This window comes from Mesopusillimonas faecipullorum, assembly GCF_020539505.1.
Classification (GTDB): Bacteria; Pseudomonadota; Gammaproteobacteria; order Burkholderiales; family Burkholderiaceae_B; genus Mesopusillimonas; species Mesopusillimonas faecipullorum.
This window is the reverse complement of the sequence record NZ_JACDXW010000012.1, coordinates 20508-32492: the sequence shown is the minus strand read 5'-3', so window position 1 is coordinate 32492 and position 11985 is coordinate 20508. Positions and strand designations below refer to the sequence as shown.

The window sequence follows — 11985 nt, the reverse complement described above, 5'->3', positions numbered from 1 at the left end:
GACCACCAGCCCAGGGATCCCTAAGATAAAATCGATTGGGGACATCGGCATTGCTTCCATTAAACGTGTTCTTCGCAAAAACAAGTCTAATGAATGTCGAGCGTCCCCCTTTTATGAGGTAGAGCCTTCAAAACATCCCAAAACGCAGAAAAATCAATATCTTAGGCGACACACATCGCCCGGGACGTCTCACTGCGCGTCGCTACATCCCGTATTTGTCTGTACCCCCGTCTGTACCCCACAATGGTTTCTTGAAAAACAGCCTTTGGGGGTACAAGTCGTGGGTTTACTAAGCGAAACTCAAATCAAAGCGGCCAAGCCTGGCCCGAAAGAATACATGCTCAACGACGGGGACAATCTGTACCTGCGTGTGCGAACCACGGGTAAAGCTTGGATTTACCGCTATATGAAGGATAGCAAACCCATAAAACTCGGAATGGGGCCATATCCGGAAGTCACGCTCGCACAAGCTCGGACCAAGGCCTATGAAGCTAACAGTCAGCGAGCCAATGGCTTAGACCCGAAGGAAGTCCGCGAACACCTGGCAGAACAGACACGTTGATTTACCTTCGTTTGGGAACTCCTGCGGCAATCAGCCCAGTGCCAATACAAAGCATCCCAAACGTCACGCAGGCGGATGTGCGAGCCATGGTGGATTCGCTCGCCGCCCGCCTGGCGCTCAACCCCGATGATCCTGCAGGCTGGCTGATGTTGGCGCGTTCGTATCGCTATTTTGACAGGTATGAGGACGCCGCTAATGCTTTTGCGAAAGCGGGTAGCGCGATCGAATCAGACCCACTTGCTTTGACTGAATATGCCGAAGCACTTGCACGAAGCAGCCCGAATGGGTTCGCAGGCGAGCCTACCGCGCTACTTGGGCGCGCGCTCGCTCTTAACCCTAAAGAACCCTTTGCATTGACCCTGGCAGGGGCTGCAGCGCTGGAACGCCGTGACTACGATGGGGCCATCGCTTATTGGCAACAGTTGCACGAACTGCTTCCCCCCGACTCAGACGCCGCGCGCGCTGTCAACGACAGTATTGAGCGCGCCCGCGGGCAACGGGATCAAAACACAACTTCCGATAAGGTAGGGGTTGAGCAGCCATCATGAAGAGCTCCTTTAAGATATTCGCCTGGTCCGCGCTAGCCCTTATCGGCGTCATTACCATCGCGACCGCCTTGTATTTTTATCAGCGTGGCAATGCGTCGAAGAATCCCCTCGCAGGCATAGTCAATGTTGCAGTCGATATTGGGGACCAACGCTTTATGCGCTGGCATACGCCGCGCGACCTGCCCGCCATCACCTTTCAGGACGAAGCGGGCAAGGAGATGAGCCTGACGGCCTTCCGTGGAAAGGTCGTGCTGCTTAATATTTGGGCTACCTGGTGCCCACCTTGCCGAGAAGAAATGCCCTCGCTCGATCGGCTGAATGATAAACGGGGCGGCGAGAACTTTGAAGTGGTGGCCTTGTCGATTGATCGTGACACCGCATTGGTCAAGCCGTTCTATGAAGAGTTCGGGATACAGACTTTGCGCGGCTACTTCGATCCGTCGACACAGATTCCAAATGCGCTTCGCGCCCCAGGCGTTCCAACGACTCTGCTCATTGATCAAGAGGGTCGTGAAATTGGTCGCGCAATGGGGCCTGCCGCTTGGGATAGTGCCCAAGTAGAAGCCTTGATCGATGCCGCATTGGCGCGCTCGCCGGGTAAAGGCTCATGACAATGGGAACCTTCAATGCTAAGAAACGAACGTTTGAGGCTATGCGATGCTTGAGCTGACCACCATTGGATTGCTGACAGCGTTTGTTGCCGGCATCGCATCGTTCTTGTCGCCGTGTGTTTTACCGCTCGTACCAGGCTATCTCTCTTTTGTTGCCGGTGGCGCGATTGCGCCAATGGCATCCCCAGTGGAGGTGCGCCTTAGGCGCTGGAGGACCCTTGGCTTAAGCGCATGCTTTGTCCTGGGATTTTCGCTGGTGTTTCTAATTCTAGGCGCCAGCATTACGGCAATCGGACGCCTGTTCTTAAGCTATCGCTACGAGCTCAATATTGCGGCTGGCGTCATCATTGCGCTTGCGGGTCTCATGATTATGGGCGTCGTTCGTACGCCGCTATGGGCTCAACGCTACTATCGCTTCGAGTCCAGCGTGAAGGGTGGTAACCCTTGGTCGGCAACATTGCTTGGCGTGGCCTTTGGTTTTGGTTGGACGCCATGCATTGGACCGGTGCTTGGCAGCATCCTTGTGCTGAGCGCCACCTCCGAGAGTGTTGGGCATGGAACAGTGCTATTAGGAGTTTATGCACTAGGACTAGGCGTACCGTTTCTTCTTTCCGCATTCTTCATGACGCCTTTTATGCACCGTCTGAGCGCTTTGCGCCGGACGGGTCGTTACCTGCAGCTCGTAACCGGTGCGATCCTCGTCTTGATGGGTATCGCCGTAGCGAGCGGGCAATTAGTGCGTTTTGCGATTTGGTTGCTAAGGACCTTCCCCGCCCTTGGCAGTATAGGCTAATGGAGTCAGGCCATGTGATCCAAGCCGATGCCGGCGCTATATGGTCGCGAGCGCCATGGCGCTCGCCTCGTCCATTATGAGGTCGGCCTATTTTTTTGGAGTCGTCCATTGAGGACTGAAGTTTTATGACTATCGCAACGCATCTTTCTGAACCACGTTGGTATCGCCTCTTTGCTGCATGGATTATTGCACTTGTCGCAACGCTGGGGGCCTTATTTCTCAGTGAAATCATGGGCCTGGACCCTTGCGAGCTTTGTTGGTATCAGCGCATTTTCATGTTTCCGCTCGTTTTCGTTCTAGCAGTTGGCCTGGCCACTTCGGACACACAAGTCTTCAAGTATGCATTGCCGCTCGTTGCCGCTGGATGGCTTGTCGCCGCGTACCACAACCTTCTGTATGTCGGTGTTATTCCGGAAGCGCTTCAGCCCTGTGGCGCAGGCCCTTCCTGTGCGAAAGCCGATCTGAACCTGTTTGGTTTTATTTCGATTCCCCTTCTGTCGTTAGTCGCATTCACCACGCTCGCTGTTCTTCTTATAGTTAAAAAAGGTCCTCAAAAGTGAAAAAACGAACTCTTCTTGTCTTTACCAGCATTGTCGCGGTCATGGCTTTTGCCGTGAGCGCTTTCGTATATGAACAGAGCCAGCTTCGCAAGAATAAGACGGCAGACACCCCAGTGAGCGAGCTCGTTCGAATGCATTCGCCTGTTTTCGGCGCGGCGAGCGCCAAGGTCACGATTGTCGAGTTTTTTGATCCATCCTGCGAAACGTGTCGAGCATTCTATCCCGGCGTCAAAGAGCTCGTTAACGCTCATGATGGAAAAGTCAAACTCGTCATTCGCTATGCCCCTTTTCACGAGGGCTCCGAAGACATGATTAAGATTCTTGAGGCGTCCAGAATGCAAGATAAGTATTGGCCGACTTTGGAAACGGTCCTACGCATGCAGCCCCAATGGGCCTCGCATGACAATCCACAGCCAGATCTAATTTGGGACTATCTCAAAGAAAACGGTTTGGACATTGAAAAGGCACGTAAAGACGCAAATAAGGAAACCGTTGCGGCGGTTATTGAACAAGACAAGACAGATCTTCGCGCCTTGAATATAAAGCAAACGCCCACCTTTTTCGTCAATGGCCAGCCTTTGCCCAAATTTGGCTATGAGCAGCTTAAGGCGCTAGTTGAGCAAGAGGTCAAGGCGGCCTATCCCTAAGGCCAAACTTTCCATTCAACACACTCGAATGAAACTACGCTCGCGCTGTGAACCGATTTTCGAATTCGCGCTTAAGAGCGTGGTCCGCTTACCGTCGATGCTTCAGAGCGACGCGCATCGCGTGCTTGCCCGAGAATTTCCCAACCACCCTTGAACGCAATAGCGACGACCACCAGCCCTATTAACAGGTCGGGAAGAGATGACTGAAACAGTATCACTGCCACACCCGAAGCAGCAATCCCCAAATTGACATACATGTCATTCGTCGTGAAGATCCATGATGCCCGCAGATGCACATCTTCATTCTGATAAGACCGCAGCAGACGCAGGCAGAACAGATTGGTCGCCGCATTCGCCAGCGCCACGATAATCATCGCCAGACCAATCGGCTCGCCGGCGGCGAAGAATCGTCGCAACACCTCAATCAACAACCCCACGGCAAGCAAGATCAAAAACGTACCCGACAATCGCGCGACACGGGCTTTAGCGATCACGGTATGTCCAACCGCATAGATACTTAGGCCATACACGATGCCGTCGGCGAAACTGTCTAATGCGGCTCCCATCAAACTAGTGGAGTCCGCCAGGGCGCCGACTACGCCAACGACAATGGCTTGCGCCAAATTAATGAAAAGCACCTTGATCAGCGTGCGCCGTTGGGCGACGTCGCTCGGGTCCAAATCAGAGTTGTCCTCGCTACTTTCGCGTTCGTTGGACATATCAAGGTCATCCCTACATTGCTGACTGCGAGCCACTATTAGATGCTGCGCGCATACGAGAGATAGCACTTCTCCCGTCTTCCAAGGCTAGAGGTGGGACATCAAGCAAGGGGCATGCCTATGCCGTCCGCTCTTCGCCCGAGAGTCTCCCCCCACAATCCGGCCTCAGGCGTACACCTCCTTTACGAGGGCGCCTCCTTGTCAGCTGCTTCGCTTAAACGAAATGCGAAGCGGCCCATGATCCGGGCATCTCAACTGTCGGGCCAGCGCTGGATTTATCGCCAGGATAGGCACTACCTCGAGAGAGCGTTGGCAGGCTTAACTTCGCACAGCGCCTTCGCTGTTTCCCCTGATTGAAACTCAAAATCGGCTTCGACTTCGGTACCAACAGTAAGCGCTTGAGTAGGCTTTTCAAGCATCGCATGATAGCTGCCCGGCTTAAATTGCAGTTCGCCACCAGCAGGGATCGAAACAGCGTCAGCCACGGCCATCCTGATTTTCCCGTCCTGATCGATCGTTTGATGTAAGGACACCTGGTCGAAAGCGGCAATAGACATGGAGGCGAGCTTTGCTTCGCTATTGCCAGCGTTCTTTATCACAAAGTAGCCCGCAGAAGGAGTCGGCCTTGGCAAGGAGCGAATCCAGCAATCCGAAACCGTCAATGTTGTAGACAGTTCGGCGCCACCATCGGCGTCTTTGCTGACGTGTTGTGCGGTTTGCGCATGAGCTGCGACGGCTACGTGTGTATCGTGTGGGCCTGCAGCATAGACAATGGAACCCGTACACAGGACAACAGCGCCAACAATCACTCTTTTCATATGGTTACCTCAGAAAAACGAAAACTTTCATAAACGCTCGGATGTCATTCCTGTCCGGGCAGGATCAATATGAACCAAAACATCAGCTTCATGTTTGTTCACAGCACGCTTGCCGGTTGCATGCGCGGCTGATGGTGCTTTGTCGCCGCCGCTCCCTTGAAACGCAGCAGACGTAACGCATTAAGCGTGACAATTGCCGTCGCGCCCGTATCGGCCATGACGGCAACCCACAAACCGGTGACGCCCAGCACAGTGGTAATCAAGAATACGGCCTTCAAACCGAGCGCAAAAATCACGTTCTGATGAATGTTTGCCATCGTTGCACGTGAAAGCGCGACTAGGTGGGCTACATCCGTAACGCGGCTTTTAAGCAGAGCCGCGTCGGCCGTTTCGATTGCCACATCGGTGCCACCGCCCATCGCGATGCCCACATCGGCCGTTGCCAGCGCCGGCGCATCGTTGATGCCATCACCCACCATGGCCACCTTGGCGCTGCGCTTCATTTCATCGATCAGGCGCAGCTTATCCTGGGGCAGAAGTTCAGCTTCCCATTCCATGCCCAAGTGGCCGGCGATGGCTTGGGCGGTGAGGCGGTTATCGCCCGTGAGCATGACTGAGCGCACGCCCATCGCTTTGAGTTCGGCTACACCCTCTTGTGCGTCCTGCCTTGGCTCGTCGCGTAGCGCCACCAGCCCAAGCGCTTCACGGGTCTGTTCGTCCAGCAAAACGGAAACGGTTTTTCCGTCATGTTGCAGCGCTTCGATGCGTGCGCGTTGTCCTTGTGTAAGGGCCGCTGCTTGGGCAGCGTAAATCGGCGAGCCAATGGCCAATTTGCGGCCAGCTACGCTTGCATGTACGGCTTTACCCGCGGTGGCGTATGCATGCGAGGCAGCGGGGATAAGGCTGTTAGCGGCCTCGGCATGGCTCACAATGGCTTTCGCTAGCGGGTGATTCGAGCCGGATTCTACGCTTGCGGCGAGCGCCAAAATCTCGTCCTCGCGCCCTGATGTGAAGGCAACCACGTCAGTGACGCGCGGCTTGCCTTCGGTCAGGGTGCCTGTCTTGTCAAACGCGATCGTACTTACCCGACCAATGGTTTCCAAGGCATTGCCGCCCTTGATGAGTAGCCCGCGGCGCGTCCCAACAGCCAAGCCCGAAGCGATAGCCGCCGGCGTAGACAGCACGAGTGCGCAGGGGCAGGCAATAAGCAACAGCGCCAGGCCACGATAAAGCCAGGTTCCCCAGTCCCCGCCCATTGCCAGCGGTGGAACGACCACAATCAGCGCGGCAATAGCCATCACGGCCGGCGTGTAGTAACGACTGAACCGCTCAATGAAACGGGCGGTGGGTGCCTTAGAGGCCTGTGCCTGTTCAACCAGATGGATAATGCGCGAAATCGTGTTGTCGGCGGCAGCCTTTTCCACGCGAATCTGGAGCACCCCATCGACGTTGATCGAGCCCGCGAATACATTGTCGCCTGCCGCCTTCGCAAGAGGTATGGACTCGCCTGTGATGGGCGACTCGTCAAGGCTGGACGCGCCTTGGATAATCACGCCATCGGCGGACACCCGGTCCCCGGGGCGCACGAGCACATGGTCGTTCACGTCCAACGAGGCTGCAGGGACCTCGCGTTGCCCCCCTTGTGGATCGATTAAAACCGCCGTTTTCGGAACCAGTGACGCCAAGGCCCTAATGCCGGCACGGGCGCGACCGGCTGCCACGCTCTCCAGCAACTCACCGACCGAGAACAAGAATACGACAGCCGCCGCTTCTTCGGCTTCACCGATGAAGAGGGCGCCAAGCGCGGCCACGGACATGAGTGTCTCGATCGAAAAGGGCGAGCCAGACTTGGCCAGCGCAAGCGCTTTGCGTGCAAAGGGAAAGACGCCGACAACCACGGCTGCACCAAACACCCAGGTCCCGTAATTCGGGAAAAACAGCGCGATAGCGTAGGCGGTGGCCATCAGAATGCCAAGGCCCACGACCTGCTTGCCCTTTCTAGTTTGCCACCAACGCAGCTGGGGTGCGGCGGCTTGATCGTCCGTGCCGATGCCTGGCGTAGCGCTTTGGTCGGTACTGGCAGATACGCCAAAGCCCAAGCTCTTAATGGTTTTTTTGATGTCACCAAGCTGGGTGGGCGATTCGGGGGCCAGCGTCAGTTCGAGCCTCTCTGTGGCGAAGTTCAGCCGGATATCAGAAACGCCGGGCATGCGTGCCAGCGCCGTTTCAATCTTGCCGACGCAACTTGCGCAGTCCATGCCCTGTACCTGCATGGAGAGGCCCGGAGGCATTTCTTGTGCGGGGATGGGAGCCAGGCTTTTGGCGATCGGAGCATCGCTGCCACGCGGTGGGTAACCCGCCTGACACAAGGCCGATTCAAGCTGTGCCCTTGTCGCTGACGAGGTGACTTGCACGCTGCGCGTTGGCGGCTCGGTGATGACTTCAGCGTTCGGGTCGACTGACTGAATGGCTTTGACGACATTGCCGGCGCAACCGCCGCATGTCATATCTTCAATATGAAACCGCATAAGAATTTCTCCTTTGAATGCAGGTATTAGAAAGCCTCTAGTGGCTTCAGAGTCAAGCGCTTTGATTTCACCCCGCAACAGGTCAGATCTTGATTTCTTGACTGCTAAAGTCTATAGTAACTTTAGTGTTTCAAACAAAGGAGACCATCATGCCAATTAGAATCGGCGAGCTTGCCAAACGTACGGAGTCAACGGTGGAAACCATTCGGTATTACGAAAAGGAGGGTCTGCTGCCGGAGCCTTCTCGCAGCGATGGCAATTATCGTCTGTATGACGAGCAGCATATTGAACGCCTGCAATTTATCCGGCACTGCCGTACGCTCGACATGGCGTTGGACGAAGTACGAACCTTGCTTCAGTACCGTGATACGCCTACTGAGGATTGCGCCGACGTGAATGACTTGCTTGATGAGCATATCCGCGCGGTGGAAGTGCGCGTCGACGAGTTAATGCAATTAAAAGAGCATCTGGTGTTATTGCGCCAAGAATGTGCGATCACTGCGCCTACCAATTCATGCGGGATTTTGCGCGCCCTTTCCGATCAATCTTGCCACGTTTAGAGGTGCAGGTCGATGATACAACTCGCAATTGGAATCGACTTTCAGCAACACAATAGTCAGGATGCCGCATTTCATCGTAGTGGCATTCGGACCGCTCGGTAAAAACAACCCGTAACCAAATTGCCGTCGAGCTTTCCCACACCCAGCACACTCAACGGCATGCCAGGCGTAGCTTAGTTCTGCCGTTGCGAAGTAACTTCCTTCTGTGGGGGTAATCTGCATTGGGCATGCACTCACGCCAGTTCCGCTGCCCTTGCAGGGATTCATCATGGCACACCGCGCAATCGTTTGCATAAATCACCCTGCCCTGCATCACAAGGGTCTGATCTGCAGGATCGATGAATGCCTGACCAGATGGCCGCAGCGTGCTGTAGAGAATGACGGCGACACCTATTATGGCAACGCCGATCAGCCCAAAGGATCACGTTTTCTGCGACATGTGTTTACTCAACTGGTCTTTATCTTGTCGGCCATCTTGGCCTCCAGTTATTGTTCCTCGCGTTCCCGCGCAGCGGCACGCCGATGGCTCAACTCGTACAGTATGGGTAGCACCAGCAAGGTCAGCAGAGTCGACGATATGATGCCGCCTATAACCACTGTGGCCAATGGCCGCTGTACTTCAGCGCCAGTCCCGGTATTCAGAGCCATAGGCACAAAGCCTAAAGAGGCCACTAAAGCGGTCATCAATACGGGCCTCAGCCGAGTCATCGCGCCTTCAAGAATGGCTGCGTTGAGCGATAACCCGCCCTCCCGCAAGCTTCGGATGAAGGACAGCATCACCAGGCCGTTCAGCACCGCCACCCCAGACAGGGCGATGAAGCCCACCGCTGCTGAAATAGACAACGGAATACCTCGCAGCCAAAGCGCCACGATGCCGCCGGTCAATGCAAAAGGAATGCCGGTAAATACCAGCAAGCCGTCCTTGATGTTGTTGAACATCATGAAAAGCAGGATGAACACAAGCAACAAGGCCACCGGCACCACGATTTGCAGTCGTGATGTGGCCGACTGAAGTTGCTCGAACGTTCCGCCCCACTCCACCCAGTACCCCGCCGGCACCTGCACCTCACCTTGCATTCGTTCTTGCGCCTGAGCGACGAATGAGCCTATGTCGCGGCCCAGCACGTTAGACGTAACGACCACCCGACGCTTACCGTTCTCACGACTGAACTGATTCGGGCCGACGGTCGTCTCCAACGTGGCGATCGAGCCTAGCGGAATCTGGTTGACCACCTCGCCATCACGGGTTGGCAGCGCAATAGGCAGTTGTTTGATGGCGTCTATGTCGCCCCGTAGTGTTTCGGGCAGCCGCACTACGATCGAAAAGCGCCGGTCTCCTTGAAACAGCGTTCCCGCGTCGCGCCCGCCGACGGCTACCGCCACGGCATCCTGGACCTCCTGCATCGATAGACCAAAACGTGCCGCCTGAGCGCGGTCAATAGCAATGGTGAGTACCGGCAGCCCCGTCGTCTGCTCAACGTTGACAGCCGATGCGCCGGGCACTTGCCCCAGTACCTGCGCGATTTGCGCAGCCGTTGAGTTCAGCACCTCCATGTCGTCACCAAAGACCTTGATTGCTATGTCTGATCGCACACCCGAAATCAGCTCGTTGAATCGCAGCTCAATCGGTTGGGAGAATTCGTAGTTGCTGCCGGGCAGTTGCGCCGCAGACTCTTGCACTTGACGTATCAGCTCGTCTCGGGACAAATTTGGATCGGGCCATTGGTCCTTCGGTTTAAGCATGACGTAAGCATCCGAGATATTGGGCGGCATTGCATCGGAAGCCACTTCAGCGGTGCCAGTACGGGCGAAAATGCGCTCAATTTGCGGAAACTCCTTGATCAACTTGCGTTCCAGCTGCTGCTGCATCTCTACGGACTGGGTCAGACTGGTGGCTGGCACCCTCAACGCTTGAATGGCGAAGTCGCCCTCGTTCAAGCTTGGAATAAATTCGCTTCCCATGCGTGCACCGATGAGGCCTGAGAGGATGATGGCAACAATTGCAACGGTCAGGACGACCGCTTTGTTGGCCAAGGCGGTATCCAGAGCGGGACGATAGGCCCTTTTTGCGGCACGAATGAAGATACTTTCTCTTTCTGTAACGCGCTTACCGATGAACAGTGCAACGGCAGCCGGCACGAACGTGACCGAAAGAATCATCGCTCCCAGTAGCGCCGTCACCACGGTAAAGGCCATCGGGGTGAACATCTTGCCTTCAACGCCCGTCAGGGCGAAGACGGGTAGATAGACAATCATGATGATGAGTTGTCCGAATATCAATGGACGGCGTACCTCTTTCGAAGCAGCAAATACCTCATGGAGTCGTTCCGAAAGCGTCAAAGACCGTCCGTGGTGAGCTTGTGCATGCGTCAGGCGCCTTATGCAGTTCTCCACAATCACCACGGCCCCATCGATGATGATGCCGAAATCAAGCGCGCCCAAGCTCATCAGGTTCGCGCTGACCTTGCCTGTCACCATGCCCGTAAAAGTAAATAGCATCGCCAACGGAATGACCAAGGCTGTCAACACAGCCGCGCGGATGTTTCCTAGAAACAGGAAAAGCACCACGATGACAAGAATCGCGCCTTCAAGCAGGTTTTTCTGTACTGTGGCAATCGCTTTGTCTACAAGCACGGTGCGGTCGTAGACCGTTATTGCTTTGATGCCCTTGGGCAAACTGCGGTTCACTTCCTGCATTTTTTTGTCGACTGCATGTGAAACCGCTCGACTATTTTCACCCATCAGCATGAATGCCGTACCCAGCACGACTTCGCGACCGTTTTCGGTAGCCGCGCCGGTGCGCAGCTCTTTGCCTACACCCACCGTGGCGACATCCTGGATGCGAATCGGGGAGCCGTCCACGTTGGCGATGAAAATCTGGCCGATTTGCTCCACGGACTGCACCTGGCCGGGCACCCGAACGAGCGATTGTTCGCCACGCCGCTCGATATAGCCGGCCCCAAAATTGCTGTTATTCCGATCGACGGCGTCCAGCAGGTTTTGCAAGGTAAACCCGTAAGAACGCAGCTTGACCGGGTCGGGCGCGATCAAGTATTCCTTGGCGTATCCGCCAATGGTGTTGATTTCGGTGACGCCTGGCACATTACGCAACTGAGGCTTAATGATCCAGTCCTGGATTTCGCGCAAGTCTGTTGGCGTATAAGGCGTGCCGTCTGGTTTCAGCGCCCCTTCATCCGCCTCTACAGTCCAGAAATAGATTTCGCCTAACCCCGACGAAATAGGCCCGAGCGTCGGTGCAATGCCATCTGGAAGCTGGTCCTTGACTCCCTGCAGCCGTTCGCTCACCAACTGGCGCGCGAAATAGATGTCCGTACCTTCTTCAAAGATCACGGTGATCTGAGACAGCCCATAGCGAGACAGAGAACGGGTCTGCTCCAACTTCGGGATTCCCGCCATGACCGTTTCAAGCGGATAGGTGATGCGCTGCTCCACTTCTAGCGGCGAATACCCGGGTGCGGGCGTATTGATCTGTACTTGTACGTTGGTGATATCGGGCACAGCGTCGATGGGGAGGCGCTGGTAGTTATAGATACCCAGGGCGGCCATTCCAAGTACGGCCAGGATAATCAGCCAGCGTTGCTCGATTGAAAAGCGGATGATGCGTTCAAACACGGCGTC

Annotated in this window: 11 protein-coding genes; 7 read left to right on the top strand and 4 right to left on the bottom strand. The window is 55.4% G+C overall.

What is annotated here, in order from left to right; genetic code table 11:
- The 6 genes from H0484_RS14615 to H0484_RS14590 all read left to right on the top strand — a co-directional run.
- On the top strand, positions 1-562 hold a 562-nt coding region (locus H0484_RS14615; RefSeq protein ID WP_226955397.1), incomplete at its 5' end, for an Arm DNA-binding domain-containing protein.
- A 38-nt stretch (positions 563-600) separates the two neighbouring features.
- Positions 601-1110, top strand: coding sequence for a tetratricopeptide repeat protein (locus H0484_RS14610; protein ID WP_449288527.1), 510 nt, complete (start codon positions 601-603; stop codon positions 1108-1110).
- Positions 1107-1721: a TlpA family protein disulfide reductase gene (locus tag H0484_RS14605; RefSeq protein ID WP_226955393.1), complete on the top strand. Its 615-nt coding sequence runs from the start codon at positions 1107-1109 to the stop codon at positions 1719-1721. The genes H0484_RS14610 and H0484_RS14605 overlap by 4 nt, the downstream gene beginning before the upstream one ends.
- A gap of 46 nt (positions 1722-1767) precedes the next feature.
- Entirely contained in the window at positions 1768-2514 is a 747-nt protein-coding gene (locus H0484_RS14600) for a cytochrome c biogenesis CcdA family protein (RefSeq protein WP_226955391.1), read from the top strand.
- Between the two features lie 125 nt (positions 2515-2639).
- Positions 2640-3074 (top strand): disulfide bond formation protein B, encoded by a 435-nt coding sequence (locus H0484_RS14595; RefSeq protein ID WP_226955389.1) that lies wholly within the window; start codon positions 2640-2642, stop codon positions 3072-3074.
- Complete coding sequence (locus H0484_RS14590; protein ID WP_226955387.1) at positions 3071-3721, top strand: DsbA family protein; 651 nt, start codon at positions 3071-3073, stop codon at positions 3719-3721. Before H0484_RS14595 ends, H0484_RS14590 begins: the two co-directional genes overlap by 4 nt.
- Positions 3722-3792: 71 nt before the next feature.
- Here H0484_RS14590 and H0484_RS14585 read toward each other — a convergent pair whose 3' ends face one another.
- From H0484_RS14585 to H0484_RS14575, 3 genes are all read right to left on the bottom strand, one after another.
- Positions 3793-4440, bottom strand: a complete 648-nt coding sequence (locus H0484_RS14585) for a cation transporter (RefSeq protein WP_226955385.1) — start codon at positions 4438-4440, stop codon at positions 3793-3795.
- Between the two features lie 293 nt (positions 4441-4733).
- Positions 4734-5258: a copper chaperone PCu(A)C gene (locus H0484_RS14580; RefSeq protein WP_226955383.1), complete on the bottom strand. Its 525-nt coding sequence runs from the start codon at positions 5256-5258 to the stop codon at positions 4734-4736.
- Between the two features lie 98 nt (positions 5259-5356).
- The gene (locus H0484_RS14575) at positions 5357-7786 is read right to left on the bottom strand and encodes a heavy metal translocating P-type ATPase (protein WP_226955382.1); all 2430 of its coding nucleotides are present in this window, start codon (positions 7784-7786) and stop codon (positions 5357-5359) included.
- A 149-nt stretch (positions 7787-7935) separates the two neighbouring features.
- On the opposite strand from H0484_RS14575, the gene cadR reads away from it, so the two are divergent.
- Positions 7936-8346, top strand: a complete 411-nt coding sequence (gene cadR, locus H0484_RS14570; RefSeq protein WP_123661208.1) for a Cd(II)/Pb(II)-responsive transcriptional regulator — start codon at positions 7936-7938, stop codon at positions 8344-8346.
- Between the two features lie 486 nt (positions 8347-8832).
- Here the strand turns inward: cadR and H0484_RS14565 are convergent, their stop codons facing one another.
- Positions 8833-11979 carry an efflux RND transporter permease subunit gene (locus tag H0484_RS14565; RefSeq protein WP_226955380.1) on the bottom strand — a complete coding sequence of 1049 codons (3147 nt, stop codon included), beginning with the start codon at positions 11977-11979 and terminating at the stop codon, positions 8833-8835.
- Positions 11980-11985 lie beyond the last annotated feature (6 nt).

What these genes read in the sequence shown, in the direction of transcription:
- cadR (WP_123661208.1), top strand. Translation starts at nt 7,936, where the DNA reads ATGCCAATTAGAATCGGCGAGCTTGCCAAACGTACGGAGTCAACGGTG.
- H0484_RS14600 (WP_226955391.1), top strand. Translation starts at nt 1,768, where the DNA reads ATGCTTGAGCTGACCACCATTGGATTGCTGACAGCGTTTGTTGCCGGC.
- H0484_RS14585 (WP_226955385.1), bottom strand. Translation starts at nt 4,440, where the DNA reads ATGTCCAACGAACGCGAAAGTAGCGAGGACAACTCTGATTTGGACCCG.
- H0484_RS14575 (WP_226955382.1), bottom strand. Translation starts at nt 7,786, where the DNA reads ATGCGGTTTCATATTGAAGATATGACATGCGGCGGTTGCGCCGGCAAT.
- H0484_RS14605 (WP_226955393.1), top strand. Translation starts at nt 1,107, where the DNA reads ATGAAGAGCTCCTTTAAGATATTCGCCTGGTCCGCGCTAGCCCTTATC.
- H0484_RS14580 (WP_226955383.1), bottom strand. Translation starts at nt 5,258, where the DNA reads ATGAAAAGAGTGATTGTTGGCGCTGTTGTCCTGTGTACGGGTTCCATT.
- H0484_RS14595 (WP_226955389.1), top strand. Translation starts at nt 2,640, where the DNA reads ATGACTATCGCAACGCATCTTTCTGAACCACGTTGGTATCGCCTCTTT.